Source organism: Streptomyces cylindrosporus (genome assembly GCF_022698165.1).
Taxonomy (GTDB): Bacteria; Actinomycetota; Actinomycetes; order Streptomycetales; family Streptomycetaceae; genus Streptomyces; species Streptomyces cylindrosporus.
The window spans coordinates 216,527-241,493 of record NZ_JALDAY010000009.1 but is presented as its reverse complement, the minus strand read 5'-3'; the positions used below and the strand labels follow the sequence as shown (position 1 = coordinate 241,493).

27 protein-coding genes are annotated in these 24,967 nt (G+C 71.3%); 13 read left to right on the top strand and 14 right to left on the bottom strand.

Features of this window, described 5'->3' with window-relative positions; translation table 11 throughout:
• Nucleotides 1-66: 66 nt before the first annotated feature.
• The 3 genes from MQP27_RS29510 to MQP27_RS29500 form a co-directional block, all read right to left on the bottom strand.
• On the bottom strand, nucleotides 67-1,137 hold the full coding sequence (locus MQP27_RS29510) for a threonine aldolase family protein (protein WP_242769407.1): 1,071 nt from the start codon (nucleotides 1,135-1,137) through the stop codon (nucleotides 67-69).
• The gene (locus MQP27_RS29505; RefSeq protein ID WP_242768998.1) at nucleotides 1,134-1,883 is read right to left on the bottom strand and encodes an SDR family NAD(P)-dependent oxidoreductase; all 750 of its coding nucleotides are present in this window, start codon (nucleotides 1,881-1,883) and stop codon (nucleotides 1,134-1,136) included. The genes MQP27_RS29510 and MQP27_RS29505 overlap by 4 nt, the downstream gene beginning before the upstream one ends.
• A gap of 62 nt (nucleotides 1,884-1,945) precedes the next feature.
• Entirely contained in the window at nucleotides 1,946-3,343 is a 1,398-nt protein-coding gene (locus MQP27_RS29500) for a DUF6421 family protein (protein WP_242768997.1), read from the bottom strand.
• Nucleotides 3,344-3,725: 382 nt separating this feature from the next.
• Between MQP27_RS29500 and MQP27_RS29495 the strand changes: the two genes are divergently transcribed.
• Entirely contained in the window at nucleotides 3,726-4,409 is a 684-nt protein-coding gene (locus tag MQP27_RS29495) for a glycerophosphodiester phosphodiesterase (protein ID WP_242768996.1), read from the top strand.
• Between the two features lie 3 nt (nucleotides 4,410-4,412).
• Here MQP27_RS29495 and MQP27_RS29490 read toward each other — a convergent pair whose 3' ends face one another.
• Complete coding sequence (locus tag MQP27_RS29490) at nucleotides 4,413-4,955, bottom strand: GNAT family N-acetyltransferase (RefSeq protein WP_242768995.1); 543 nt, start codon at nucleotides 4,953-4,955, stop codon at nucleotides 4,413-4,415.
• A 71-nt stretch (nucleotides 4,956-5,026) separates the two neighbouring features.
• Between MQP27_RS29490 and MQP27_RS29485 the strand changes: the two genes are divergently transcribed.
• The gene (locus MQP27_RS29485; protein ID WP_242768994.1) at nucleotides 5,027-5,419 is read left to right on the top strand and encodes a VOC family protein; all 393 of its coding nucleotides are present in this window, start codon (nucleotides 5,027-5,029) and stop codon (nucleotides 5,417-5,419) included.
• Between the two features lie 26 nt (nucleotides 5,420-5,445).
• Here the strand turns inward: MQP27_RS29485 and MQP27_RS29480 are convergent, their stop codons facing one another.
• Entirely contained in the window at nucleotides 5,446-6,363 is a 918-nt protein-coding gene (locus MQP27_RS29480) for a GNAT family N-acetyltransferase (RefSeq protein WP_242768993.1), read from the bottom strand.
• 176 nt (nucleotides 6,364-6,539) lie between these two features.
• Here MQP27_RS29480 and MQP27_RS29475 point away from each other — a divergent pair, with 176 nt between their 5' ends.
• Nucleotides 6,540-7,304 carry a VOC family protein gene (locus tag MQP27_RS29475; protein ID WP_242768992.1) on the top strand — a complete coding sequence of 255 codons (765 nt, stop codon included), beginning with the start codon at nucleotides 6,540-6,542 and terminating at the stop codon, nucleotides 7,302-7,304.
• A gap of 10 nt (nucleotides 7,305-7,314) precedes the next feature.
• Here the strand turns inward: MQP27_RS29475 and MQP27_RS29470 are convergent, their stop codons facing one another.
• From MQP27_RS29470 to MQP27_RS29460, 3 genes are all read right to left on the bottom strand, one after another.
• Complete coding sequence (locus MQP27_RS29470) at nucleotides 7,315-9,918, bottom strand: carbohydrate-binding protein (RefSeq protein WP_242768991.1); 2,604 nt, start codon at nucleotides 9,916-9,918, stop codon at nucleotides 7,315-7,317.
• 128 nt (nucleotides 9,919-10,046) lie between these two features.
• A complete protein-coding gene (locus MQP27_RS29465) occupies nucleotides 10,047-10,586 on the bottom strand; it encodes a MarR family winged helix-turn-helix transcriptional regulator (protein ID WP_242768990.1) in 540 nt (179 codons plus the stop codon).
• Entirely contained in the window at nucleotides 10,583-12,250 is a 1,668-nt protein-coding gene (locus MQP27_RS29460; RefSeq protein ID WP_242768989.1) for an FUSC family protein, read from the bottom strand. Before MQP27_RS29460 ends, MQP27_RS29465 begins: the two co-directional genes overlap by 4 nt.
• A gap of 196 nt (nucleotides 12,251-12,446) precedes the next feature.
• On the opposite strand from MQP27_RS29460, the gene MQP27_RS29455 reads away from it, so the two are divergent.
• The 5 genes from MQP27_RS29455 (at nucleotide 12,447) to MQP27_RS29435 (ending at nucleotide 15,972) form a co-directional block, all read left to right on the top strand.
• On the top strand, nucleotides 12,447-12,989 hold the full coding sequence (locus MQP27_RS29455; protein WP_242768988.1) for a DUF5134 domain-containing protein: 543 nt from the start codon (nucleotides 12,447-12,449) through the stop codon (nucleotides 12,987-12,989).
• A gap of 89 nt (nucleotides 12,990-13,078) precedes the next feature.
• On the top strand, nucleotides 13,079-14,014 hold the full coding sequence (locus MQP27_RS29450) for a M56 family metallopeptidase (RefSeq protein WP_242768987.1): 936 nt from the start codon (nucleotides 13,079-13,081) through the stop codon (nucleotides 14,012-14,014).
• Nucleotides 14,015-14,089: 75 nt separating this feature from the next.
• Nucleotides 14,090-14,761 carry a phosphatase PAP2 family protein gene (locus MQP27_RS29445; RefSeq protein ID WP_242768986.1) on the top strand — a complete coding sequence of 224 codons (672 nt, stop codon included), beginning with the start codon at nucleotides 14,090-14,092 and terminating at the stop codon, nucleotides 14,759-14,761.
• The gene (locus MQP27_RS29440; RefSeq protein ID WP_242769404.1) at nucleotides 14,758-15,273 is read left to right on the top strand and encodes a hypothetical protein; all 516 of its coding nucleotides are present in this window, start codon (nucleotides 14,758-14,760) and stop codon (nucleotides 15,271-15,273) included. Before MQP27_RS29445 ends, MQP27_RS29440 begins: the two co-directional genes overlap by 4 nt.
• Nucleotides 15,274-15,282: 9 nt before the next feature.
• Entirely contained in the window at nucleotides 15,283-15,972 is a 690-nt protein-coding gene (locus MQP27_RS29435; protein WP_242768985.1) for an HAD family hydrolase, read from the top strand.
• A gap of 14 nt (nucleotides 15,973-15,986) precedes the next feature.
• On the opposite strand, the gene MQP27_RS29430 is transcribed toward MQP27_RS29435, so the two are convergent.
• Nucleotides 15,987-16,235 (bottom strand): DUF2630 family protein, encoded by a 249-nt coding sequence (locus MQP27_RS29430; protein WP_242768984.1) that lies wholly within the window; start codon nucleotides 16,233-16,235, stop codon nucleotides 15,987-15,989.
• A 255-nt stretch (nucleotides 16,236-16,490) separates the two neighbouring features.
• On the opposite strand from MQP27_RS29430, the gene MQP27_RS29425 reads away from it, so the two are divergent.
• The gene (locus tag MQP27_RS29425; RefSeq protein ID WP_242768983.1) at nucleotides 16,491-17,216 is read left to right on the top strand and encodes a TetR/AcrR family transcriptional regulator; all 726 of its coding nucleotides are present in this window, start codon (nucleotides 16,491-16,493) and stop codon (nucleotides 17,214-17,216) included.
• On the opposite strand, the gene MQP27_RS29420 is transcribed toward MQP27_RS29425, so the two are convergent.
• Complete coding sequence (locus MQP27_RS29420; protein ID WP_242768982.1) at nucleotides 17,204-18,706, bottom strand: LVIVD repeat-containing protein; 1,503 nt, start codon at nucleotides 18,704-18,706, stop codon at nucleotides 17,204-17,206. The genes MQP27_RS29425 and MQP27_RS29420 overlap by 13 nt on opposite strands.
• Before the next feature lie 97 nt (nucleotides 18,707-18,803).
• Here MQP27_RS29420 and MQP27_RS29415 point away from each other — a divergent pair, with 97 nt between their 5' ends.
• Nucleotides 18,804-19,457, top strand: coding sequence for a DUF305 domain-containing protein (locus MQP27_RS29415; protein ID WP_242769402.1), 654 nt, complete (start codon nucleotides 18,804-18,806; stop codon nucleotides 19,455-19,457).
• A 24-nt stretch (nucleotides 19,458-19,481) separates the two neighbouring features.
• On the opposite strand, the gene MQP27_RS29410 is transcribed toward MQP27_RS29415, so the two are convergent.
• On the bottom strand, nucleotides 19,482-19,955 hold the full coding sequence (locus MQP27_RS29410; protein WP_242768981.1) for a DUF6214 family protein: 474 nt from the start codon (nucleotides 19,953-19,955) through the stop codon (nucleotides 19,482-19,484).
• A 190-nt stretch (nucleotides 19,956-20,145) separates the two neighbouring features.
• On the opposite strand from MQP27_RS29410, the gene MQP27_RS29405 reads away from it, so the two are divergent.
• Nucleotides 20,146-21,489, top strand: coding sequence for an FAD-dependent oxidoreductase (locus MQP27_RS29405; protein WP_242768980.1), 1,344 nt, complete (start codon nucleotides 20,146-20,148; stop codon nucleotides 21,487-21,489).
• A 127-nt stretch (nucleotides 21,490-21,616) separates the two neighbouring features.
• Complete coding sequence (locus MQP27_RS29400; protein WP_242768979.1) at nucleotides 21,617-23,005, top strand: nucleobase:cation symporter-2 family protein; 1,389 nt, start codon at nucleotides 21,617-21,619, stop codon at nucleotides 23,003-23,005.
• Here the strand turns inward: MQP27_RS29400 and MQP27_RS29395 are convergent.
• Nucleotides 22,925-23,281: an ArsR/SmtB family transcription factor gene (locus MQP27_RS29395; RefSeq protein ID WP_242768978.1), complete on the bottom strand. Its 357-nt coding sequence runs from the start codon at nucleotides 23,279-23,281 to the stop codon at nucleotides 22,925-22,927. The two genes, MQP27_RS29400 and MQP27_RS29395, sit on opposite strands and share 81 nt — an antisense overlap.
• Before the next feature lie 100 nt (nucleotides 23,282-23,381).
• Here MQP27_RS29395 and MQP27_RS29390 point away from each other — a divergent pair, with 100 nt between their 5' ends.
• Entirely contained in the window at nucleotides 23,382-24,461 is a 1,080-nt protein-coding gene (locus tag MQP27_RS29390) for an NADH:flavin oxidoreductase/NADH oxidase (RefSeq protein WP_242768977.1), read from the top strand.
• On the opposite strand, the gene MQP27_RS29385 is transcribed toward MQP27_RS29390, so the two are convergent.
• A complete protein-coding gene (locus MQP27_RS29385) occupies nucleotides 24,458-24,628 on the bottom strand; it encodes a hypothetical protein (protein ID WP_242768976.1) in 171 nt (56 codons plus the stop codon). The genes MQP27_RS29390 and MQP27_RS29385 overlap by 4 nt on opposite strands.
• Nucleotides 24,625-24,951, bottom strand: a complete 327-nt coding sequence (locus tag MQP27_RS29380; protein WP_242768975.1) for a hypothetical protein — start codon at nucleotides 24,949-24,951, stop codon at nucleotides 24,625-24,627. The genes MQP27_RS29385 and MQP27_RS29380 overlap by 4 nt, the downstream gene beginning before the upstream one ends.
• Nucleotides 24,952-24,967 lie beyond the last annotated feature (16 nt).

Genomic DNA, 24,967 nt, shown 5'->3' with positions numbered 1-24,967 from the left:
GATCACCCGACAGTCAATGACTTTTCAGGTGACCGCATACCTATGCAGACTGCCGCTCCCGTGCCGCTACCGCGCCATCTCCTCCTTGAGCGCCGCCACGAACGCGTCCACGTCCTCCTCGGACGTGTCGAACGCGCACATCCAGCGCACGACACCGGCCGCCTCGTCCCAGAAGTAGAACCGGAACCGCTTCTGCAGCCGCACGCTCACGTCGTGCGGGAGCCTGGCGAACACGCCGTTGGCCTGCACGGGGTGGAGGATCTCCACGCCGTGCACCGCGCGCACGCCCTCGGCCAGGCGCTGGGCCATCTCGTTGGCGTGGCGGGCGTTGCGCAGCCACAGGTCCTTGGCGAGTAGGGCCTCCAACTGCACCGAGACGAAGCGCATCTTGGAGGCGAGCTGCATGGACAGCTTGCGCAGGTGCTTCATGTGGCTGACGGCGTCCTGGTTCAGGACCACGACCGCCTCGCCGAACAGCGCGCCGTTCTTCGTCCCGCCCAGGGAGAGGATGTCGACGCCGACCGCATTGGTGAACGTCCGCATGGGGACGTCCAGGGAGGCGGCCGCGTTGGCTATGCGGGAGCCGTCCAGATGGACCTTCATGCCGTGCGCGTGGGCGTGCTCGCAGATCGCGCGGATCTCGTCCGGCGTGTAGAGCGTGCCGAGCTCCGTGCTCTGGGTGATCGAGACGACCTGCGGCATCGCCCGGTGCTCGTCGTCCCACCCGTACGCCTGCCGGTCGATCAGCTCGGGCGTGAGCTTGCCGTCGGGGGTCGGTACGGTGAGCAGCTTCAGGCCGCCCATGCGCTCCGGGGCACCGCCCTCGTCGACGTTGATGTGCGCGCTCTCGGCGCAGATCACCGCGCCCCAGCGGTCGGTGACCGCCTGGAGCGCGACGACGTTGGCGCCGGTGCCGTTGAAGACCGGGAAGGCCTCCGCCGTGGCGCCGAAGTGGCTGCGGATGACGCCCTGGAGGTTCTCGGTGTAGTCGTCCTCGCCGTACGCGACCTGGTGCCCGCCGTTGGCCAGGGCCAGTGCGGCGAGCACCTCCGGATGGGCCCCGGCGTAGTTGTCGCTGGCGAAGCCGCGGACGTCCGGGTCGTGATGACGGCGGGCGTCGGTCTTCGGGCGGTTCACGGCTTCTCGGTCAGCCACAGACGCTTTCCGTTCACTTCGGCGGCGGGCTTGCTCCACACGTCGACGATGGCCTCGGCGAGGTCCTTGACGTCCGTGAAGCCCGCGAACTTCGCGTTGGGACGCTCGGCGCGCATCGCGTCGTGCACCAACGCCTTCACCACCAGGATCGCAGCCGCCGAGGTCGGCCCCTCGGGGCCCCCGGCCTTGCGGAAGTAGTCGCCCATGGCCAGGGTCCACGCCTCGGCGGCGGCCTTGGCGGCGGCGTACGCGGCGTTCCCGGCGGTCGGCTTGGACGCGCCGGCCGCGCTGATCAGGACGTAACGGCCGCGGTCGCTGCGCTGGAGCGCCTCGGAGAAGGCGAGGGAGGTGTGCTGCACGGTGCGGATGAGCAGCAGCTCCAGGAAGTCCCAGTCGTCGAGGCTGGTCTTGATGAAGGTCTCGCTGCCGCGCCAGCCGCCGACGAGGTGGACCACGCCGTCGACCCGGCCGAAGTCCTTCTCGATGCCGACGGCCCAGTCCCGGGTGGACTCCAGGTCGAGCAGGTCGACGGGCTCCCCGGTGACGGTGGCGCCGCCGGCGGCGTCCCGGGCCGCGCCCACGGCCTCCGCGAGCCGTTCGGGATCGTTGTCGGCGGCGACGACGGTCGCGCCGGCCTCGGCCAGCCGGACCAGCGCCGCCCGCCCGGCCGGACCGCCCGCCCCGGCCACCGCGATCACCGCACCGCTGAGAGCTCCGTTCCCCGCCATCTTCTTCGCCTCCTGAGCAGCCGCCTGGGCGGCCTGTGCAATGTTCCCGGTGCCGCGATCGCTCACGCGGCGGCCCGCTCGGCGCTGTCGGCGGTGATGCCCTTCGTGGAGGCGATCACGTTCTTCAGCTTCTTGGAGAGGGCTTCATAGAACATGCTCAGCGGAAACTCGTCCGGAAGCACGTCATCGACGAGCTTTCGCGGCGGCTGGCTCAGGTCGAGGGCGTCGGGACCCTTGGCCCACTTGGAGCCCGGGTGCGGGGCGAGGTACCGGGAGACCAGGTCGTACGCGGCGAACCAGTGGACGAGCTTCGGGCGGTCGATGCCGGCCCGGTAGAGGTCCTCGATCTCGGCGCACAGCTGGTTCGTCACCTGCGGGGCGCGCTGCCAGTCGATGAACAGCTTGTTGTCGGTCCAGCGGACGACGTCGTGCTTGTGCAGGTAGGCGAAGAGGAGCTGGCCGCCGAGGCCGTCGTAGTTGCGTACCCGCTCACCGGTGACCGGGAAGCGGAACATGCGGTCGAAGAGGACCGCGTACTGCACGTCACGGGCCTGCGGGACGCCGTCGGCCTCCAGCTTCACGGCCTCCTTGAAGGCGGTGAGGTCGCAGCGCAGCTCTTCGAGGCCGTACATCCAGAACGGCTGGCGCTGCTTGATCATGAACGGGTCGAAGGGCAGGTCGCCGTGGCTGTGGGTGCGGTCGTGGACCATGTCCCACAGGACGAAGGCCTCCTCGCAGCGGGTCTGGTCGTGGACCATCGCGGCGATGTCCTCGGGCAGCTCCAGGCCCAGGATGCCGACGGCCGCGTCGGTGACCCGGCGGAAGCGCGCGGCCTCGCGGTCGCAGAAGATGCCACCCCAGGAGAATCGTTCCGGCGCCTCGCGCACGGCGATGGTCTCCGGGAAGAGCACGGCGGAGTTGGTGTCGTAACCCGCGGTGAAGTCCTCGAACTTGATGCCGCAGAACAGCGGGTTGTCGTAGCGGGTGCGCTCCAGCTCGGCCAGCCAGTCCGGCCAGACCATGCGCAGCACGACCGCCTCCAGGTTGCGGTCCGGGTTGCCGTTCTGCGTGTACATCGCGAAGACGACCAGGTGCTGCAGGCCGTCCGCGCGGCCCGCCGCGGGCTGGAAGGCCAGCAGGGAGTCGAGGAAGTCGGGCACCTGGAAGCCGTCGGCGGCCCAGCGCTCCAGGTCCTTGACCAGGGCCTGGTGGTAGGCGTGGTCGTGCGGGAGCAGCGGGGAGAGCTCCTCCACGGCCGCCACGACACGCCGTACGGCCGCCTCGGCGTCCGCCCGTGCGGGGGCGCCCTCGGCCTCGAAGTCGATCGATCCGTCCTTGGACTGCCATGGCCGGATCTGCTCCACGGCATCCTTGAGCACCGGCCACGCCGGGTGCTCGACCACCCTGGTCGCGGGAGGAACCTGCTCCCCCGTCGCCGCCTGCACAAGAATTTCCGTCATGTCCCATCCTCCACGGGAGAACCTCGCGTAAGGAGACCGTATACATACGAGCTTTCTCCCAGCAAGGGGAGCCTCGGGAAATTATCCTGCGCACCCACATCGTCACCGAACTTTTTCCTGCCGGACGCGGTGGAGGCGGTTCTTCCGGGTATACGTACGGCCCGTGCGGGTATCAGCCACTGGTCAATGCCCGCAGGACTCGCCCACGGCAGGGTGACCGCCCCCGCCGGTACGAGCCAGGTCCGCCCCGCGCGTCACGCCGATCCCCCGTGTACGAGCGGGTTCATCGCCGGGCCGGGCCGTTAGGCTGCGGCTCTGCCCGCGCGACCGTCCGCTCCGGTCCGTGTGGCCCGAGCCGCCGTCGACGGAAGCGAGTTGAACCTTGAACTTCCTTACCATCGGTCATCGCGGAGTCATGGGTGTCGAGCCCGAGAACACCCTCCGTTCCTTCGTCGCCGCCCAGCAGGCCGGCCTCGACGTCATCGAACTCGATCTGCATCTGAGCAAGGACGGCGCCCTCGTCGTCATGCACGACACCGACGTGGACCGCACGACCGACGGCACCGGCCCGATCGCCGACAAGACCCTCGCCGAACTGCGCGCCCTGGACGCGGGCCGTGGGGAGCGGGTACCGGTCTTCGAGGAGGTCCTGGACGCCGTACGGTCGCCGCTGCAGGCCGAGATCAAGGACGTGCAGGCGGCCCGCGCGCTGGCCGAGGTCATGCTGAAGCGGGACCTGGTCTCGCGGGTGGAGGTCTCCTCGTTCCACGACGAGGCGGTCGCCGAGATCGCCCGGCTGGTGCCCGGCGTGCGCACCGCGCTGATCGGCAGCCGCTACGGCACCGACGTCGTGGACCGCGCCGTCGACGCCGGTGCCTCGACCGTCTGCCTCAACATCCGCCGCCTGACCATGGAGGTCGTGGAGCTGGCCCGCAAGGCGGACCTGCGGATCATCGGCTGGGTGGTGAACACGCAGGACCATCTGCGTCTCGTACGGGCCCTGCAACTGGACGGCGCGACCACCGACTACCCGGAGATCAAGCGCACCGGCCGCTTCACCGCATGAACGTCACGCCAGCTCCTTGACCAGCAGCTCGAACTGCAGGTCGGCGCGCTGCGGAATGCCGAAGCGCTCGTCGCCGTACGGGAACGGGGTCATCTTTCCCGTACGGCGGTAGCCGCGGCGCTCGTACCACGCGATCAGGTCCTCGCGTACGGAGATCACCGTCATGTGCATCTCGGTCGCGCCCCAGGTCTCGCGGACCGTGCGCTCCGCCTCCGCGATGATCACCTTGCCGAGTCCGCCGCCCTGGAGCTTCGGGCTGACGGCGAACATCCCGAAGTAGGCGTGGGTGCCGCGGTGTTCGAGCTGGCAGCAGGCGACGATCACGCCGTCCCGCTCGACCGTCAGCAGCCGGCTGTCCGGCGACGTGATGACCGCGAGCACACCTTCCGGGTCCGTCCGCTGCCCCTCCAGGATGTCCGCCTCGGTGGTCCACCCGGCACGGCTGGAGTCCCCGCGGTACGCCGACTCGACCAGCGAGACGAGGTCGTCCACGTCGGCGTCGGTGGCGTCACGGAAGGTCAGTCCGTCGGCGGCGGCGGTGTCCATGGTGCGGGTCTCCGATCTCGGGCGCGGCGCGGGCAGGGACGAGCGTAACGCCACCACTAGGCTCCCTGTGCATGGTGCATGTTCTCAGCAGCCGGACCCTGCTCCACCCCACCGACCCCGAGCGCTCGCGCCGCTTCTACGGCGAGCAACTGGGCCTCGCCGTCTACCGCGAGTTCGGCACGGGCCCGGAGCGCGGCACCGTCTACTTCCTCGGCGGCGGCTTCCTGGAGCTCTCGGGACGCGCCGAGGCCCCGCCCTCCCCGGCCGTACGGCTGTGGCTCCAGGTGGACGACGTGGCCGCGGCGCACGAGGAGCTGCGGGCCGCGGGGGTCGAGATCGCCCGGCCGCCGGTGAAGGAGCCGTGGGGGCTGGTCGAGATGTGGATCGCCGATCCGGACGGGATGCCGATCGTGCTGGTGGAGGTTCCGGCGGATCATCCGATTCGGTACCGGCCGGGGATCTGACCCTTGCCGGTTCCGCGCGAGGTCGGTCAGCCGGGCCGGTGCTCCCAGCCGCGGTCCGTGCGGGTCAGCTCGGTGAAGCCCGCGCCCAGCAACAGCTCGATCGCGGCCTTGTCCTGGGCCGGCTCGTAGGCGAGGAGGCGGTCCACGCCGGCCAGGCGGAGCCAGGCGGCGGCATGGGCGAGGAGCCGGTGTTCCAGGCCCGTGTCGTACGAAGCGGGGTCGATGTGCAGGTTGCCGATGTCGGCGAGGCCCGCGGCACGCGCGTGGCGTTCGGGGCGGGCCAGGGCGGTGTCGACCTCGATGAAGCCGCGGGCGGCGCCTGTGTCGTCGTATGCCGTGAAGCGGGTGCCGCACTCCCCCAGGGTGCGCTCGAAGCGCGGTCCGGGCCCGGCTTCCGGCCTCGGCAGGTCCGCCACCCGTGCGATCAGGAGGACCTCCGTGTCGCCCGCGTGCCGGAAGCCGGAGCGTTCGTAGAGGGCGCGGACGTGCGGCCAGTTGCGGGGCAGGCCGTGGACGACGGGGGCCGGGACCGCGCCGCCGGCGTAGCGGACGCGGACGTTCCAGCGGGCGAGCAGGGCGAGGCAGGCGGCCATCAGCTGCTCGGCGGCGAGGTCGGAGTCCGGCCAGAAGGACGCGGGCGGCCGGAACACGAACCAGTCGATCTCACCGGCGTCCCGGTAGGTCTCGCCGACCTCCGGGCCGGTGCGGTAGCGCAGGAGGTGGGCGGCGGCCACGACCGAGCCGCGCTGTTCGGCGACGAGCGTCACGCGCTCGCCGACCCAGGGGTCGGTGATGGACTCGCTGGGCCGGCGTTCCAGTTCGCTGAGGACGGTGTTGACCGAGACGGAGACGCCGGGCACGACGGCGGCGACATGCGCGTTGATCAGTTCGGTGAGCTGGTCGCGGTCGTCGCGGCGGAAGGGGCGCACCGTGAGCGCGGACATGCGGGACCTCCGGACAGGGGTGGTGGGCTGGAGGCCGCCATGCGATGCGGTACGAGGGGAGGGTACGTCGGTGGCGGCGCCGGGCGCGAGGGGGTTGGCGTCGGATGGCCGGGGGCCGGGCGTGGGACTAGCGTGCTGGAGGGGGTCGGCCTCGGATCTGCTCCGGAAGGAACGCCATGAAGCTCGACAAGCCGGTGACCGGCGGGCCCTGCTGGACCGAGCTGGGAACCAGTGACCTGGACGGCGCGAAGCGGTTCTACGCCGAGCTCTTCGGCTGGCGCCATGAGACGGATCCCCGGCAGGAGGCGGGCGGCTACACGGTCGCGCACGTCGGGGAGGCGGCGGTCGCCGCGCTGACGCCGCTGTACCAGGAGTCGCAGCCGGTGGCGTGGAACGTGTCGTTCGCGGTGCCGGACGCGGACGAGGCGACGCGGAAGGTGACGGCGGCCGGCGGGACGGTGCTGCTCGGCCCGATGGACGTGTTCGACATCGGCCGGTTCGCGGTGGCGGTCGATCCGACCGGTGCCGTCTTCCAGCTGTGGCAGGCGCGCACCTTCCCGGGCGCCGGGCTCTTCAACGCGCCCGGCTCACTGGGCTGGGTGGAGCTGCTGACCCGCGCCCCGGAGCGCGCCGTCGACTTCTACACCACGGTGTTCGGCTGGAGCGTCAACGCCTCGGAGCACTACACGCAGTGGGGCATCGACGGCGCCGACTTCGGCGGAATGATGAGGATGGACGACAAGTTCCCGCACGAGGTCCCGGCGCACTGGCAGCCGTACTTCGCGGTGACCGACGTCGACACCACCGCGACCACGGCGACCGGGGCGGGCGGCAACGTCCTGATGGAGCCGACGTCCCTGGGCGACGTCCGGCGGATCGGAGTGCTGAGGGATCCGCAGGGCGCGATGTTCGGGGTGTACGCCGAGGGGCCGCAGCGCTGAGGACCGCTCCTCAGGGGTGTGCGGGGGCGGTACGGCCCCGGCCGCGGGGCCGCTGGTTGGGCAGGGTGAGCGGTGTGATCGTGATCCGGTCGATGACCGGGGCGTAGGCGGAGCGCTGGCCGTGTCGGTTCCTGCTTCGGCCGTCGAAGTCGGGGAGTTCGTCGGCGGTGAAGGTCACGGTGTTGGCGCCCTGGTCGAGGGTGACCGGGACGGACAGCTGCCAGAAGTTGTTGAAGTGGAAGGTGGTCGGGAACAGGACGCGGTGCGGGGCCGCTCCGTTGACGGAGATGTCCGCGTGCCGGCAGACCGGGTCGGGGTTGTAGTGCGTGGCGGGCGCCTGCTCGCCGTTGGAATAGCGGACGGTGAGCGCGTGGCGTCCGGGGTGCTGGGCCGTCACGGTGAGGGTGAGGGAGTTCGCGGGGCCGGCGCCGATGCCGTCGACCGCTTTGCCACCGGTGGCGTACGGGTATCCGGTCACCTTGGCCGTGCCGGTCAAGGAGCCTTCCTCGGCGGCGGTCACTCGCGCCGGCAGCAGCCCGCGGGACGGGCCGACACGCAGCCGGTCGACCACCAGCCGCTCCGAAGTCCCGGTCACCGTCACCTTGTTGATGCCTCCGGCCAGGAAGAGAGGTACCGCACCGCGCTCGACCCGTCCGACGTCCTCGCCGTTGACCGTGAGCAGGCCGTCGCCGGTCCCCAGCAGGTCGACGGTGACCGTCGCCTCGCCGTCGTCGGCCGCGTGCACCCAGAAGGTGACGGTGCCGCCGCGCGGGAGGACCACGGCACCGGGGCCCGAGGCGCCAGGCTCGATGTAATCGACCTGTGCCCCGCCGCCGAGAGCCGCGAACTCGGCTTCGTACAGCGCCACTTGGTCCCTGTTCCGCAGGGCGAGGTCCAGCCTGTCGACGACCGCGTCGCCCTTGGTCACGCCGAGGTCGGGGTCCTGGGCGGAAAGGGTGATCCGGTGCGGTCCCGCGGTCAGCTCGACGGTCGTGTCGGTGTGGCCCCACACGGCCCACTTGTAGCCGAGCGGCAGCCGCAGCTCGCGTGCGTCCCGGCCGTCGACACGCAGGAAGACGTTGGTGGGCCCCTGCTCCCGTACCAGCTCGGCCTCGTTGTGGGAGTTGGCGAAGATCCGGAGGTCGTACGTGCCGTCCTGCGGGACCTCGACGCCGAAGGCGAGGACGAGGTCGGAACCGGTGCGCAGGCCGCCCACGTGGTAGCCGCCCGAGGTCGCGAACCTGTCGACGTCGGACGGGGACCCCTCGGGCCCGTTCCGGGAGTAGCCGCCGCCCGTGTGCTCCGCGTCCTCCGCCTCGTACGTCCGCCGCCAACTCACCGACGCCGGAAGCAGGTTGGCGCCATTCCCGCCGGGAGAGACGATCAACTGGTAGGCCGACATCTCGTCGAGGCCGGTCAGCGGCAGCCTCACCCTGCCGTCCACAACCGGCAGTTCGATCTCGCGCAGCAGCAACGGCTGTTCGGCGGCGCCGACTTGGCCGGTCCACGGGATCTCCTGCAGTCGCAGATGCACCCGCCCGCCGAAGATCCCCTCGTCGACGCCCTCGACGACCACGTCCGCGGCACCGCTCGCGCCGCCGAACAGCACCCGCGCCTGCCGCTTCTCCCGGTCGAGGGCGGCGACGCCCTGGAGGGTGTACTGCACGTTGGGCCGCGGCGCCCTCACCTGGACCGTGGTGCCGGACAGCTGTCCGTACGCGTTGAACAGCCACCACTGCCCGTTGCCCTTGTTGGCCTCGACCGCGGAGTCGTTGAGGTTGCCGGCGATGTTCCAGTACGCCAGGTCGGCGTCCACCTTGCACTCCTCGATCGCGGCGATCCACTGGATCATCTGCCCGGGGACGGAGAGGTGGTAGTTGTGCGCGTACTCGTTGAGGTTGACGGGCAGCGGCCCGATGCCCAACTCCCGCTCCAGCTCACGGTACTTGGCGACGTTCGTGCGGACCTCGTCCGGCGAGGACAGCTCGTGCCAGGTGACCACGTCGGGCAGGACGTCGTGATCGCGCGCGAACTCCAGGAAGCCGCGCACCTCCGGGTACAGGACGCAGGTGTTGGGCCCGGCGATGCGCGCCTCGGGGTCCAGCTCCCGGATGAGCCGGTACGCCTGTGCCCAGGCCGCGAAGAAGGGGCCGGGCTCGGTGTGCCAGGAAACGCCGTCGTAGCTCCACTCCCCCGTGCCGAACATGTTGCCCTCGGGTTCGTTGAACGGCACGTACACCACATGGGACTTGAGCCCGTCGAGCGTCCGCACCTGCTCGACCTGGCGGCGCAGCACGTCCAGGTGGTTCGCGAGCCGTTCCGCTCCGGTGGCGCCCGGCCATTCGTAGGGGAAGCCGCGGTGGAAGTCGGGGATGTAGACGTAGACGTCCTTGCCTCCCGCGGCGACGAAGGACGGGAGGATCTCCAGGGCGTCGGCACCGGGGTGCTGGATGCCGTCCTGGGCCTTGGTGGTGACCGTGCGGACGTACATGCCCTCGACCACGGCCCGGCTGGGCACCCCGTCGCCGTACAGGCCGTAGAGCGTGCCGCTCGCGCCGCCGTGGAAGGGGCCGGTCTCGGTGCCCAGGTCGACCGTGAGGGTCTCGGCTGTCACGGCATCCCTCTTTCGTTCGGCATGTCGTACGCCAGTCGGTGTTCCGAACCGGCCCGGGTCGAACGTAAGGAGTCCGTATCGATCACGTCAACGGTCGTCCGGCCCCCGAAACTTCCGAAAGCCGCCGCTCAGGCGCGCAGTGCGTCGAGGCGGCCCTCCAGCTGCCCGAGCAACTCGCCGAGCAGTCCGGCCAGTTCGCCCTGTCGCTGGGGTTCGAGGACGGAGAGCACGGCGGTCTCGTAGGCGAGTTGCTCGGGCAGGATGCCGTCGACCAGGTCGCGGCCGGCGTCCGTGAGGCGGAGGTGGGCGACGCGGCGGTCGCGGGTGTCGACGCGGCGCTCGACCAGGCCGCGCTCGGTGAGCAGCTTGAGGCGTTTGGTGACGGCGGCGCCGGAGGAGAAGGTCTCGCGGGCCAGCTCGCCGGGGGTCAGTTCGTGGCCGGTGCGGCGCAGGGCGCCGAGCAGGTCGAACTCGGGGCGGCTGAGGCCGGCCCGGCGCAGAGGGGCGTCCTCGGCCTGCTGGAGGAGGGCGGCGCAGCGGTTGATACGGCCGATGATCTCCATCGGGCCGGTGTCGAGGCCGGGGTGTACGGCCTGCCACTGCCGGACGACCGCGGAGACGGTGTCGCCCCCGGTCACGCCCGCCCGCCGTCCGTTCGCTGCCGTCATCGCCGTACGCCCTCCGCTTTCCCGTCCGCGTGCAGCCCCTGGTGCCGGACCGTCGCCGCGAGCGTACGGTGTCCGGCCTGCTCGGCGCGCACGACCCGCTCCTGGGGCAGCGCGCGCTGCCACCACTCGCCGGACGCGGCGTCCACGGTGGCGCGCAGGTCGGCCAGGGCCGCGGTGAGTGACCGGCGGGCGGACTCCAGGGCGGCGGGCGCGGGGGCCGGGCCGGCCAGGAGGCGGGCGGCGCGTTCGCGGGCGCGCTCGACGGCGGTCAGGGCGTGGTCGACTCGATCGCCGGAGCGGCGGTTCGTCACGGCGACGGCGGCGAGGAAGCCGACCAGGGCGCCGACGAGGGTGTCCAGGACCCGCTCGGTGATCAGCTGCCCGGGTTCCTGTGTCCGGGCGAACTCGGTGATGAGCAGCGCCATCGGAGTCACGCACACGCTCCCGAGCCAGTAGTTGCGGCCCATCAGCGCCTCGGCCCCGAAGTTGAAGGCCACGCAGAGGAGAACGAGGAGCACCTGACTGACATGCGCGAGGGGGACGACGGCGGCGAAGAGGAGAACGCCGAGGAGGTTGCCGACGACACGCTGGACGCCGCGGCTCCAGGTGAGGGCGAGGTTGGCCTGGTAGAGGGAGGCGGCGGTGACCAGGGCCCAGTAGGGGCGGCCGACGCCGAGGGCGAGGGAGACGTAGCCGGCGAGGGCGCAACCCAGGGCGGTACGCGCGGCGATGGGCGCGAGCGGGCCGAGCCGCCGCCACAACGGGCGGACCGGGGCGGCGAGTTCGGCCTCGACACCGAGGAGCTCATCGGCCGCGGCCGGGTCGTGGACCTGCGGGATCGGGCCGGTGCCGGTCAACTCGCGCGCCCAGGCGCGCAGTCGCCCGGGGTCGGTGTCGGCGGGGGCGGCGAGGGCGACCTCGGCGCGGACGAGGAGGCCTTCGAGAGCGCGCCGGGTGCGGGGGTCACGGGCGGCGAGGAGTGTCTGCCAGGCGGCCTGGACGGCGGCGGCCGCGGGGGCGCGATGGCGGGGGTGGGGGTGGTCGTCGGCGCCGTGGGCTTCGGCGTACGCGGCGGACGCGTTCAGGGCCTGGGCGGTGGCTCGGCGTTCCGGGCCGTGCGGGCGCAGGAGGCCGGGTGCCATGCCGACGAGCCAGGCCCAGGCGCCGGCCGCGAGGGCCAGGGCGAGGTGGCCGGGGACCTGGGCGAGGGTCTGCGGGGCGAAGAGGGAGGCGGAGCTGATGAAGGTGAGGACGACGTTGCCGGGCGGGCCGACGCGGGTGGCGTCGCACAGCGCCTTCTGGGCGGCGGCCAGCAGGGCGCCGACGGTCACCAGTACGACGGCGCCGGTGGCGAGGGACGCGGTGAGCAGGGCGACGGCGAGACCGCCGACCATGCCGAGGATCACCCAGGCCAGGACACGGGCCCGGGCGGCATAGGGGCGGTTGTGGGCGTAGAGGGCGCACAGGGAACCGGCCATCGTGTACATGGCCAGGTCGAGGCGGCCGAGGGCCAGGAGCGTGAGGTTGGGCGGGGCGACCGAGGCGACGACGCTCAGGGCGGGCTTGAACCAGATGTCGGACGGGCGGCCCAGGTGGAGGGGGGTGGTGAGGGGGAGGCGGCGGGGGCGTGGGGCGGTGGGGGCCGGGGTCCTGTCCAGTGTCATGTGACATAACATTAGCAGGTGTTTTACTCGTAAAGGAATTCGAGGGGACATGAGGGCCCCCTCCGCGCCCGGGGCCCCGCGCCCTCACCCCCCCGTGCTCCCTCGAATGCTCCCCGTGTACACCCTTGCGCTCGCGTGCGCACCGCATCGCCGGGGCATCGACGGACTGTCGACACCGTTGAGCGGGGAGGTGCGTGTGCACGGACCGGCTTCGCCCGGCTGGCTGCTGGTCGCGCTGTGTGCGGCGACCGGCGCCTACTGTCTGCTGCGCATGCGCAGCACCGTCGAGGAGCAGCGCCGTTCCGCGGGCGGCGAGGCGCTGATGGGCTTCGGGATGGCCGCGATGGCCGTGCCGGCCGCGGTGTTCAGTCCGCCGTCGTGGGCCTGGCCCGGGTACGCGGCGCTGTTCGGCGTGGCCGCGCTGCGCGCCCTGTGGTCGGCGCGGACCAGCCGACACCATCTGCACCACCTGGTCGGCACCTCGGCCATGGTCTACATGGCGATCGCGATGGCCGTCTCCCCCGCACACCACGCGGGACACGGCGCATCCGCCGGAGTCCCTTTGCTCACCGGGGCGTTGCTGCTCTACTTCACGGTCTACGTCCTGCTGTCCGGCGTCCGCCTGATACCGGTGGCCGCGGGTGGCGGGGCCGTGGCCTGGGGCGATCGGCCGGAGCTGGCGCGGGCGTGCCGGCTGTCGATGGGGATCGCGATGGTGGCGATGCTGATCACGCTCTGAACGACCGCACGCCACGGGCAACCGTTGTTTGCGTCACTTTGCCGCGGCGCCCGTGTCCCGGTGGGCGCCGCGCTCATAGGGTGATCGCCATGATGGTCCCCGCGGCACTGTTGCTGCTCGGCGCGCTGACCGCCGTGGTCGCGCCTCGGCTGCTCGCCCGGGCCGGCTGGCCGGACCACGAACCGGTGGTGGCGCTGTGGATGTGGCAGTGCGTGGTGGCGGCCGTACTGCTGTGTTGTGCGTTGTCGATGACGTTGAGCGCGGCGGCGGCCTGGCAGGCGGTACGGGGTCATGTCTTCGCCTCGGCACCGCACGCGGTCGTGGAGGCGTACGCGCTGCGGGGGACCGGCCCTTGGGCGGCGGCGACCGCGGTGACGCTGGCGTGCGCCGGGCTGTGGAGCGGGGCGATGCTGGTCCGGGAGGTCGTACGGGCGCGTGCGGGCCGTCGGCAGCGGCGGGCCGAACTCCTCGTCCGCGCACCGCTGTTGCCCGGCGAGGAGTCGGTGGGCGGGCGGCTGGTGGTGCTGGAGGGCGAGCGGGCCGACGCGTGGTGGCTGCCGGGGGCGGCGCCGCGACTCGTGGTGACGACGGAGGCGTTGCGCCGCTTGAAGGGGCGGCAGCTGGATGCCGTACTCGCGCACGAGCAGGGGCATGCGCGGGCTCGGCACGACTGGCTGCTGCACTGTTCGGCGGCGCTGGCGGGCGGGTTTCCGCAGGTGCCGGTGTTCGCGGCGTTCCGGGACGAGATGCACCGGCTGGTGGAGCTGGCGGCGGACGACACGGCGTCCCGTCGGCACGGGCGCCTGACGACGGCGCTTGCGTTGGTCGAACTCAACGAGGACCGGGGCGTGTTCGGCCCCTCCCCCACCACCGGGACCCACGTCCCCCAACGGGTCCACCGCCTCCTCACCCCACCGGCTCGCCTCACACCGGCCCGCCGCCTGGGCCTGACGGCGACGGCGACGCTCGTACCGGTGGTGCCGGTCGTGGTGGCGTTGGTGCCGGGGTTGCGGGCGCTGGGGTAGACACAGGGTGCCTGGCACCGAAGCCCCCCACCCCGGCATTCGCCTCGCACCCCGCCGGTCGGCGAGGATCACTGTATGCACACCCCGCCCGTCGACTCCCCGCCCCACCCGCCGGACCACCGCACCACCGCCCTCGCCGCAGCCGTCCTGGCTGTCGCCTCGGTCCTCCTGCTCATCCTGGTCGCGGCCGAGTGGCACCCCCTGATCAGCCTCGACGGCGACATCGCCCGCACCACGCACCGCTGGGCGGTCGACGAGCCGGACCTCACGCACACGTTCCGCATCCTGACGGACTGGGTCTGGGACCCCTGGACCATGCGCCTGCTGACCGCACTGGTCGTGGTGTGGCTGCTGTGGCGGCGCTCGGCGTGGTGGACGGCCCTGTGGCTGGCGATGACCGTCGCTGTGGGCAACGTCCTGCAGCAGTCCGTCAAGGCCGCGCTCGACCGCCCCCGCCCGGTCTGGCCCGACCCTGTCGACTCGGCCCACTACGCGGCCTACCCCTCCGGCCACGCCATGACGGCCACGATCGTCTGCGGCTCCGTCCTGTGGCTCGTCCACCGTTACGGGGCACCCCGCGCCCTGCGCCGTACAGCCCTGTGGGTGGCCGCGATCTCGGTGACCGGCGTCGGCCTGACCCGGATATGGCTGGGCGTGCACTGGCCGTCGGACGTGGCGGGCGGCTGGCTGCTGGGAGCACTGGTGGTGACGCTGGCCGTACTGGTCCACCGGAGGTGGGGGCCCTGAACCCGCAGGCGCGCAGCTACGGCTATGTCGGCCCGGCGGAATTGCGGGCGACTGTCCGGGAGGTCAGCGAGGGACACACGATCCGCTCGGCCGCCGACCTGGAGGCCTGGGTGACCGGACGCGATGCCGACGAGGCACTGGAGCCGTTCACCTATGTCGTCGGGCTGGACGGATTCCTGCGACTGGCACCCCGCCGAAGTGAACATGTGGCGTGTGCCGGTGGTCGACGGGTGCTTGCCGCAGGCGAGATGACCCTGGGCCGCGCCTCCGGACAGTGGACGGCTCAGGAGGTCAGCAACCAGTCCACGGGCTACTGCCCGGACCTCGACTCCTGGCCGGCGGTCGCCGCCGCCCTGGATCGCGCTGGTGTACGGCATCCGGGACGGTTCACGCACGAAGTGGTGTTCCGGCGCTGTGAGCGTTGCGTCGAGTGCAACATCGTGCGCGAGGGTGATTTCGTCTGTGTCTTCTGCGGTGCGGATCTTCCCCTTCGCTGGAATGTCGCCCCGTAAGATCCACCCATGCGCGCCGTTCTCTTCGACTTCTCCGGCACCCTCTTCCGTATCGAGTCCACCGAGGCCTGGTTGCGGGCCGTGCTCGATGACGCCGGGATCGTGCTGGCGGAGCCGGAGTTGGGGCAGGTCGCGAAGGCGTTGGAGGTGGTGGGGGCGCAGCCGGGTGGAGTGTTTCCGGAGCGGTTGCCCGAGGGGCTCGTCGAGTTGTGGCGGGTGCGGGACGAGAGTGCCGAGGCGCATCGGGCCGCCTACACCGGTCTGTCGCGTCAAGTGCCGCTTCCCCGCGCCGACTTGCACGACGCGCTGTACGCGCGGCACATGACCCCCGCCGCCTGGGCGCCGTATCCCGACGCCGCCGACGTGCTGCGCGGGCTCAGCGAACGCGGTCTCGGGATCGGCGTGGTCAGCAACATCGGCTGGGATCCGCGCCCCGTCTTCGAGGCGCACGGCCTGGGCCGCTTCGTCGACGCGTACGTGCTGTCGTACGAGCACGGCATCCAGAAGCCCGACCCCCGGCTGTTCGCGGCGGCCTGCGCGGCGCTGGAGGTCGAGCCGCGCGACACCCTGATGGTCGGTGACAGCGCGGAGGCGGACGGCGGCGCGGTGGCGCTCGGGTGCCGGTTCCATCTCGTACGGCATCTGCCCGTGCCGGAACGCCCGGACGCGCTGCGGCCGGTGCTGGACCTGGTCGGCTGACCCGCCGCCGGCCTCTACTCCAGATACCCCTCCACCTGCGAGGACGGCCGTACCTGCGCCTCGTCCGGGTTCTCTCCGAACTCCGTCTTCGCGCGCCGCTGCCGCAGCAGGTCCCAGCACTGGTCGAGTTCGCGTTCCAGTTCGCCGAGCCGCTGGTGTTCCGTCGTACTGTCGATGTCACCGGCCGCCAGGGACTCCCGCAGCTTGCGCTCGTCCTCGACCATCGCCGTGATCCTGGCCAGGATCTGCTGGTCCTGCTCCATGTCCGCACGCTCCTCGGCTCGGCACCGTAGCCGTAGCCGTAGCCACTCTAGGGACGCCCGCGGCGTGGTGCGACGTGAGTGCGGTGATCCGGCAGTAGTCGCCTGAGGACACCTTCGGGGCGGGAAGACCGCCCGCCTGAGACGATCCCCCGCGTCGCCCCAGACGGACGGCAGCCCTCACCAGGCCCTTCGGGGCCTTGGCGCGACCCCGCCGAGTATAGTTGGCTGGCAGCCAGTCAACGACGGAGTTACAGCATGTCCCCGCGCAGCGCCTCGGTCAATGAAGAGTTGCGGAGACGTTCCCGCGAGCGGCTCCTGCAGGCGGCCGTCGAGCTGGTGAGCGAGCGCGGGTACGAGGCGACGACACTCGCCGACATCGCGGACCGGGCGGGCTCGGCGCGCGGTCTGGTGTCGTACTACTTCCCCGGGAAACGCCAGCTCGTGCAGTCCGCGGTGCACCGGCTGATGCACCGCTCGCTGGAGGAGGCGCTGGAGAGCGAGCCGCCGACGCAGGACGGGCGGGAGCGGATGGCCCGCGCGATAGACGCGATCCTGGGGCTGGCCCGGGACCGGCCCGTGCTGATGCGCCAGCACATGGCGGGGCTGCTGCAGGCGGAGGGCTTCGTGCAGTGCCCGGAGCAGAAGCGGCTGGCCGAGCTGCTGCGGGACACCGTCGCCCGGCACGGTTCGCGGGACGTCGACGGGGACTACCCGATGCTGCGCTCGCTGCTGATGGGCGCCGTCTACGCGATGGTGCTGCCGAACGTGCCGATGCCGATCGGGACTCTGCGCGCCGAGCTGTTCAAGCGGTACCGGCTGGACCCGGAGTTGGGTGTCCCGCCGGGCGCCGTGTCGGCGGCCGACGGGACACCACGGACGGATCTGTCACGCTTCTTCGCGACCGGCGACGAATCGGAACCCGCCACCCAGGCCGCCCGGCCGGTCACTGAACCGGCCGTAGAGCCCGGTCAGTCGAAGTAGTCCGGCTGCGTCTGGACGTTGAGCTCGCCCAGCCGTACCCGCTTCGCCGGATCCGTGCGCCGGTCGGTGAGCTTCAGGACGTCGAAGCCCTTGGCGATGTCGTTCGAGTAGATGTAGCCGTTGTAGTAGTACGCCGACCAGGAACCGCCGACCTGAAGGGTGTCGGTGGACAGCGGGCCGCGCTCGAAGTAGGCGATCTCCCTCGGCTTCGAGGAGTCGGTGAACTCCCAGACGGAGACGCCCCCTTGGTACCAGGCCTGGACCATGATGTCCTTGCCCTCGACCGGGATCAGCGAGCCGTTGTGGGCGACGCAGTTCTCGGTGTCGGCCTGGTGGCGCGGGATCTTGTAGTAGCTGCGGAAGACGAGCTTGCGCTTGTCGCCCTTGCCGACGATGTCGTAGATGCCGTCGGCACCCCGGTCGGGGCCGATCGCCGCGTTGCAGGTGGCCGCCCCGCCGCCGCCGAGCTCGTCGGTGAACACGACCTTGTCGGCCCTCTGGTTGAAGGTCGCCGAGTGCCAGAACGCGAAGTTCACGTTGTCCTGGACCTGGTCGATGACCTTCGGATGCTCGGGGTCCTTGATGGAGAGCAGGACGCCGTCGCCCATGCAGGCCCCTGCGGCCAGGTCCTTGGAGGGCAGCACGGTGATGTCGTGGCAGCCGGTGGTCTTGGAGACGCCCGGGTTGGTGGGCGAGCCCGGGTTGCCGCCGCCGTCGGGGCCCTCGCCCGGGAAGAGCACGGGGAAGTTCACCACGGCCGCCTTCTCCGGGTGGCTGCGCGGCACCTTGATGACGGAGATGCCGTCGTGCGGCGGTTGGCAGTCCGGGTAGGTGGCGCTGGGCGAGTAGGAGGAGACGTAGATGTAGACGTCACGGCGCTCCGGCACCAGCGAGTGGGTGTGCGAGCCGCAGGCGGTCTCGACGGCGGCGACGTACTTGGGGTTCTTCTTGTCGCTGATGTCGAAGACCTTCATGCCCTCCCAGGAGGACTTCTCGGTCGCGGGCTGCGTGGTGCTGTTGCAACTGCTGTCGCTGCGCGAGGAGTCGGTGGACAGGAAGAGCAGGTTCCCGGAGACGGAGACGTCGTTCTGCGAGCCGGGGCACAGGACTTGGGCGACCGTCTTCGGGGCCCTGGGGTTGCTGATGTCGAAGACGCGGAAGCCGTCGTAGTTGCCGGCGAAGGCGTACCTGCCCTGGAAGGCGAGGTCCGAATTGGTGCCGGCGAGGGCGTCCTTGGGGATGTTGACCAGGGGTTCGATGTTGGCGGAGTGGACGATCTGGTCCTGGCCGGGTATCTCGCCGCTCGCGATGGCCTCGGCCGCTTCGGCCCGAGCGCTCTTCGACACCTCCTTGCCGGTGGCCGGGGAGTCCCCGGGGTCAGGGGTGGCGGCCGCCGGTCCGGCGGTCAGCAGTGCGGCCAGGAGCCCGGCCGCGGCGGCGGCAACTCCCAGGCGTCTGCGTCGCGTTCGGAGCTGGTTCAACAGGGTCACTGTTTCCTCCCTTGTTCCGTTCGTGGCGGAACGGTTCACGCATCACCGAAGTATCGTCTTCACCATGCACAGATCAACAGAGGGCAACGAACTCGCAATGAAGGTTTTCGGCCGGTCATGGAGAGCCCTCGCCGCGGCGGCGCTGGCCACCACGGCGTTGGTCGCGCTGACGGGTTGCGACGCGGAGGCCGAGGCCAAGTCACCTGCGGCGAGCGGGCCTTCGGTGATCGCGCCGGGCCGGCCGGGCGAGGAGAACCGGACACTTTCCGCCGCCGACGCCACCGAGCAGCGCGCCGAGGACGACTCCCCCAATTCGGCGGACGTCTCCTACGCCCGCATGATGATCGAGCACCACTCCCAGGCCCTGGAGATGACCGAACTTGCCCCGGAACGCGCCGAGTCGGCGCGGGTGAAGCGGCTGGCCGAGCGGATCGCCGCCGCCCAGGGCCCCGAGATCAAGGCCATGCGGGGCTGGTTGAAGACCAACGGCAAGAGCGAGAAGGCCGATGGTCACGATCACACGGGCATGCCCGGCATGGCGAGCGACGCCCAGCTGAAGAAGTTGCGGGCGGCCGAGGGGAAGGCCTTCGACCGGCTCTTCCTCACCCTGATGATCGCTCATCACGAGGGTGCGATCACCATGGCGACCGAGGTGAAGGCGCAGGGCAACAACATCCTGATCGAGGAGATGGCCGACGACGTGGTCGCCCAGCAGACGAGCGAGATCAGCCGGATGCGCGACCTGCTGTGACGTCGGCCGTCCCAACGCCCTTTGTCAGCGGCGTGCGTGACGTGGCGTCAGGAACCCCGCGTCACGCGCCTGCGAGATCAGCCTGAGCGACTTGCGGCGGCTGTGCCCGGTCGCGCACATCACCGCGAGGACCGGGTCGACGCCCTCCTCCTGTGCGGCCCGGTACTCCTGCGCGACGAGCCATCGGCCCTCGATGCCCCGCGGCCAGGCGGGACGGGCGCGCCGCGAGCCCGTCGCCCCGTCGGCCTCCTCGGAGGCGTCCTCGCCGAGGCCGCACGCCTCGAAGAGCGGGTCCTCGATCCACTCCGCGAGCAGTCCCAGGTCGTCCAGGGACAGTGCGGGCTGGGCCCGGACGTCCTCCAGGGAGACGCTCCCCTCGCCGACCACCGCAAGGGCGTCGACCCGGGCGCCGTCGGGGAACGCCAGCCGGACGGTGAACCAGGCCGTCGTGACCGCGCCCGCGCCCTCCTGCACTTCCCACGCGGGCCACACGGACACCGTGCCGTCCGTCGGACAACGATCAGAAAGATTAAGAAAGGATGCTTCTAGCACACACGCAACGTAACCGCATGATCACATTCCATACGAACGGACACGCACAGGTGCGGCGCGCCGACACCCTGTCGGGCCAGCACCCGCAGTGCGATATTGGTGCCGTCAGCGATCTCCTGCCGTAAGGGGTTCCGCCGTGCTGCGTGTCGCCGTCGTCGGCTCCGGGCCGAGCGGGGTCTACACCGCCCAGAACCTCGTCCAGCTGGATCCAGGGGTGCACGTCGACGTCCTGGACCGGCTGCCGTGCCCGTACGGCCTGGTGCGCTACGGGGTCGCGCCGGACCACGAGAAGATCAAGTCCCTGCAGAACAACCTGCGTACGGTCCTGGAGCACGAGCGGGTGCGCTTCCTCGGCGGCGTCCAGGTGGGCCCCGGCGGCCTGCCGGCCGATCGGCTGCGGGAGCTGTACCACGCGGTCGTGTACTGCGTGGGCGCGGCCACCGACCGGCACCTCGGGATCCCCGGCGAGGACCTGCCGGGCAGTTGGTCGGCGACCCAGTTCGTGTCCTGGTACAGCGCCCATCCGGACGCCGTCGACGACGGTTTCGTCCGCGGCACGCGCTCTGCCGTGGTGATCGGCGCCGGGAACGTCGCGGTGGACGTCACCCGGATGCTGGCCCGCGGCGCGGCCGAGCTGAGCCCCACCGACATGCCGCAGGCGGCGCTGAGCGCGCTGGCCGCGAGCCCGGTGACGGACATCCACATGGTGGCCCGCCGCGGCCCGTCCCAGGCCCGCTTCACCACGAAGGAGCTGCGCGAGCTGGGCGGGCTGCCGGACACCGAACTCGTCGTGGACCCCGACGAGTTGGCCATCGACCCGGCCTACGCCGACCCGTCCGCCCTGCCCGCGGTCCAGCGGCGCAACGTGGAGGTGCTGCGCGGCTGGGGCGGGGCGGGCTTGCGGGGTGCCGCCCGCTCCATCTGGCTGCGCTTCTTCCTGCGGCCGGTCGAACTGCTCGCCGAGGACGGGCGGGTGGGTGCGGTGCTCTTCGAGCGGACGGAGCCCGACGGGCGTGGCGGGGTGCGCGGGACCGGGCAGTACGAGACCGTCGAGGCCCAGTTGGTGCTGCGATCGGTGGGCTATCGCGGAGTCCCGCTGGAGGGACTGCCGTTCGACGAGGACACCGGAACCGTGCCGCACGTGCGGGGCCGCGTCCTGCACGGCTGCTTCACCGTTCCGGGCGAGTACGTGGCCGGCTGGATCAAGCGCGGCCCGACGGGTGTGATCGGCACCAACCGGCCGGACGCCAAGGAGACGGTGACCTCCCTGCTGGAGGACGCCTCCATGCTCGTACGGAAGGAACTGCCGGAGGATCCGGTCACGGCGCTGCGGGCGGCAGGGATCGAGCCGGTGCGGTGGGCCGGATGGCAGGCCATCGAGCGGGCCGAGGCGGCGCTCGGGGCGTCGCTCGGGCGGAGCGTGGTCAAGCTCGCCGACTGGGAGTCGCTGCTGGCCGCGGCGCGGGCGACGGCCTCGTAGCAGAGTCGTTCGTCGTCGAGTGGGCAGTACACACAGCGGCAACAACCCGGAAATCAACAAACTGTTCAAGGCCCTTACGGTCTCGTTCTGTTCGGATGTCACCCCCCGCCGCCGCTCTGGAGTCCCCATGGCCACACCCGCCCCCGTCCATCCCGTCGACGAGGTCCCACCCGTACGACAGTTGGCCGCTTTCGGTCTGCAGCATGTGCTCGCGATGTACGCGGGCGCGGTGGCCGTGCCGCTGATCGTGGGCGGTGCGATGAAGCTGTCGCCCGCGGACCTGGCGTATCTGATCACCGCCGATCTGCTGGTGTGCGGCATCGCCACGCTCATCCAGTGCGTGGGCTTCTGGCGGTTCGGCGTGCGGCTGCCGATCATGCAGGGCTGTACGTTCGCGGCGGTGTCGCCGATGGTGCTGATCGGGACGACGGGCGGCGGACTGCCCGCGATCTACGGCTCGGTGATCGTCGCGGGGCTCGCGATCGTGCTGCTGGCGCCGGTGTTCGGGAGGCTGCTGCGCTTCTTCCCGCCGCTGGTCACCGGCACGGTGATCCTGATCATCGGGGTCTCGCTGCTGCCGGTCGCGGGCAACTGGGCGGCGGGCGGCGCCGGTTCGAAGGACTTCGGGGAGCCGAAGAACCTCGCGCTGGCCGGTTTCGTGCTGCTGGTGGTGCTGGGTGTGCAGCGGTTCGCGCCCGCGTTCCTGAGCCGGATCGCGGTGCTGATCGGCATCGTGGTGGGCCTGGCGGTGGCGGTGCCCTTCGGGTTCACGGACTTCGACGGGGTCGGCGACGCCGACTGGCTGGGCATCAGCACGCCGTTCCACTTCGGGGCGCCCACCTTCCACGCCTCGGCGATCATCTCGATGCTGGTGGTGGCGCTGGTGACGATGACCGAGACGACCGGTGACCTGATCGCGGTGGGCGAGATGACCGGCCGCAGGGTCGAGCCGCGCTCGCTCGCGGACGGTCTGCGCGCCGACGGGCTGTCGACCGTACTGGGCGGCGTCTTCAACACCTTCCCGTACACGGCGTACGCGCAGAACGTGGGCCTGGTCGGCATGACCCGGGTGCGCAGCCGCTGGGTGGTGGCCACGGCGGGCGGGATCCTGGTCCTGCTCGGCCTGCTGCCCAAGCTGGGCGCGGTGGTGGCGGCGATACCGGCGCCGGTGCTGGGCGGCGCGGGCCTGGTGATGTTCGGGACGGTGGCCGCGAGCGGCCTGCGCACGCTCGCCCAGGTGGACTTCAAGGACAACCACAACCTCACGGTGGTGGCGGTGTCGGTGGCGGTCGGCATGCTGCCGGTCGGGGTGCCGACGGTCTACGAGAAGTTCCCGGACTGGTTCCAGACGGTGATGAACAGCGGCATCAGCGCCGGCTGCCTGACCGCGATCGTGCTGAACCTGCTCTTCAACCACCTTCCGTCGAAGGCCGGTTCAGCCCTCCCCGAGGCGGACGGCCTGCCGGTCGGCGGCGGCGAGAAGGGCGTCGAGCAGTCCCGGGAAGAGGTCGTCTAGCTCCTGCCGGCGCAGGCCGTTCATCTTGGCCGTGCCCCGGTAGCACTGCCGGATCACCCCCGCCTCGCGCAGCACCCGGAAGTGGTGCGTGCTGGTGGACTTGGTCACCGGCAGGGCGAACTGCGAACACGTGAGCTCGTCGCGGCCGACGGCGAGCTCACGCACGATCTGCAGCCGCATCGGATCGGAGAGCGCGTGCAGCACGGCTTCCAGCCGGATGTCCTCGCTCGCGGGGTGCCGCAGGTCGCGGCTGCTGGGGGCGGGGGCGGTACTCACAGGGCCATTGTACGAGAGCCATCGTAGTTTGACATTCGACGTACTACGATGGCTATCGTACGAAGCGCCCTACGGTCCCGCGAGAACGGAGCAGCTCCTGATGAGCGCCCTCTTCCAGCCCTTCACCCTGCGCGGTGCGATCATCCCGAACCGGGTCTGGATGGCCCCGATGTGCCAGTACTCGGCCGAGGCCGAGGGGCCCGGTACCGGCGCCGCGAACGACTGGCACTTCGCGCACCTCGCGGCCCGCGCGGCCGGCGGCACGGGCCTGATCCTGACCGAGGCCACGGCCGTGTCGCCCGAGGGCCGCATCTCCCCGTACGACCTCGGGATCTGGAACGACACGCAGGTCGAGGCGTTCCGCCGGATCACGCGGTTCCTCGTCTCGCAGGGCACGGTGCCCGGCATCCAGCTGGCGCACGCGGGGCGCAAGGCGTCGACCGACCAGCCCTGGAAGGGTGGCGCGCCGCTCGGTCCGGAGGCCGGCGGATGGCAGGGGGTCGCGCCGAGCGCGCTCGCCTTCGACGCCGGGCACCAGGTGCCCGCCGAGTTGACGGTCGATCAGATCCAGGAGATCGTCGGCCAGTTCGCCGATGCCGCCCGCCGCGCGCTCGCCGCGGGCTTGGAGGTCGCCGAGATCCACGGCGCCCACGGCTACCTGATCAACGAGTTCCTGTCGCCGCACTCCAACCACCGCAGCGACGCCTACGGCGGCTCGTACGAGAACCGCGTGCGCTTCGCCCTCGAGGTCGTGGACGCCGTGCGGGAGGTGTGGCCGGACGACAAGCCGCTGTTCTTCCGGATCTCGGCGACCGACTGGCTGGAGGAGGGCGGCTGGACGGCCGACGACACCGTCCGCTTCGCCGCCGAGCTCCAGGCCCATGGCATCGACCTGCTCGACGTCTCCACCGGCGGCAACGCGGCCGGCGTGCGCATCCCCACCGGGCCCGGCTACCAGGTGCCGTTCGCGGCCCGGGTGAAGGCCGAGACCTCGCTGCCGGTCGCGGCGGTGGGTCTGATCACCGACGTCGAACAGGCCGAGAAGATCCTGGCCAACGGCGACGCGGACGCGGTGCTGCTCGGCCGCGAGCTGCTGCGCAGCCCGTCGTGGGCGCGGGCGGCGGCGCGGGAGCTCGGCGCGGACGTGCACGTGCCGGACCAGTACCACCGGTCAGTCTAGTTCGCCGGCGGGCGCGCCTCCCGCTCGGCCCAGTGGTGGCCGTCGAGCGCCTGGCGCGCCTGGTGCTGGGCCTGCTCGGCGACCTCCCTGGCCTCCGTCACGACGTCACCGCGTTCCCGCACCAGGCTGTCGTACACCGGCAGATTCTCGTTCTCGCTGGAATTCATACTCGCCCGATCCGTGCAGCTGTTCCATGGCCGATCGCCAAATAAATCACGGCGGGCAGACCATAATTGAGGAGGACGCGGAGGCTTTCTGTGTCCATGGTGAAAATATCCTGTGCCCATCCGGCCAGCCAGCCGGCGACGGCGTGCACGAACTCGACGAAGACATTGCCCTCGTTCGCGCCGAGCAGGTCGAGAAGGATCCACAGGACCAGGAAACCGGCCGCGACATCGGCGATGGTCTGCACGGTCAGGGCGGCCCGTCGGGCGGTGTCGCGGGGCGGGCGGTAGGCGTGGGGGTTGGGGAGCGGGTCGGTATTGCTCACGGGAATCCAATCTGGC

What these genes read in the sequence shown, in the direction of transcription:
- MQP27_RS29400 (WP_242768979.1), top strand. Translation starts at nt 21,617, where the DNA reads ATGGCCACACCCGCCCCCGTCCATCCCGTCGACGAGGTCCCACCCGTA.
- MQP27_RS29430 (WP_242768984.1), bottom strand. Translation starts at nt 16,235, where the DNA reads ATGGAGCAGGACCAGCAGATCCTGGCCAGGATCACGGCGATGGTCGAG.
- MQP27_RS29490 (WP_242768995.1), bottom strand. Translation starts at nt 4,955, where the DNA reads ATGGACACCGCCGCCGCCGACGGACTGACCTTCCGTGACGCCACCGAC.
- MQP27_RS29385 (WP_242768976.1), bottom strand. Translation starts at nt 24,628, where the DNA reads ATGAATTCCAGCGAGAACGAGAATCTGCCGGTGTACGACAGCCTGGTG.
- MQP27_RS29485 (WP_242768994.1), top strand. Translation starts at nt 5,027, where the DNA reads ATGGTGCATGTTCTCAGCAGCCGGACCCTGCTCCACCCCACCGACCCC.
- MQP27_RS29505 (WP_242768998.1), bottom strand. Translation starts at nt 1,883, where the DNA reads ATGGCGGGGAACGGAGCTCTCAGCGGTGCGGTGATCGCGGTGGCCGGG.
- MQP27_RS29435 (WP_242768985.1), top strand. Translation starts at nt 15,283, where the DNA reads ATGCGCGCCGTTCTCTTCGACTTCTCCGGCACCCTCTTCCGTATCGAG.
- MQP27_RS29415 (WP_242769402.1), top strand. Translation starts at nt 18,804, where the DNA reads ATGAAGGTTTTCGGCCGGTCATGGAGAGCCCTCGCCGCGGCGGCGCTG.
- MQP27_RS29445 (WP_242768986.1), top strand. Translation starts at nt 14,090, where the DNA reads ATGCACACCCCGCCCGTCGACTCCCCGCCCCACCCGCCGGACCACCGC.
- MQP27_RS29465 (WP_242768990.1), bottom strand. Translation starts at nt 10,586, where the DNA reads ATGACGGCAGCGAACGGACGGCGGGCGGGCGTGACCGGGGGCGACACC.
- MQP27_RS29450 (WP_242768987.1), top strand. Translation starts at nt 13,079, where the DNA reads ATGATGGTCCCCGCGGCACTGTTGCTGCTCGGCGCGCTGACCGCCGTG.
- MQP27_RS29460 (WP_242768989.1), bottom strand. Translation starts at nt 12,250, where the DNA reads ATGACACTGGACAGGACCCCGGCCCCCACCGCCCCACGCCCCCGCCGC.
- MQP27_RS29425 (WP_242768983.1), top strand. Translation starts at nt 16,491, where the DNA reads ATGTCCCCGCGCAGCGCCTCGGTCAATGAAGAGTTGCGGAGACGTTCC.
- MQP27_RS29500 (WP_242768997.1), bottom strand. Translation starts at nt 3,343, where the DNA reads ATGACGGAAATTCTTGTGCAGGCGGCGACGGGGGAGCAGGTTCCTCCC.
- MQP27_RS29480 (WP_242768993.1), bottom strand. Translation starts at nt 6,363, where the DNA reads ATGTCCGCGCTCACGGTGCGCCCCTTCCGCCGCGACGACCGCGACCAG.
- MQP27_RS29390 (WP_242768977.1), top strand. Translation starts at nt 23,382, where the DNA reads ATGAGCGCCCTCTTCCAGCCCTTCACCCTGCGCGGTGCGATCATCCCG.
- MQP27_RS29475 (WP_242768992.1), top strand. Translation starts at nt 6,540, where the DNA reads ATGAAGCTCGACAAGCCGGTGACCGGCGGGCCCTGCTGGACCGAGCTG.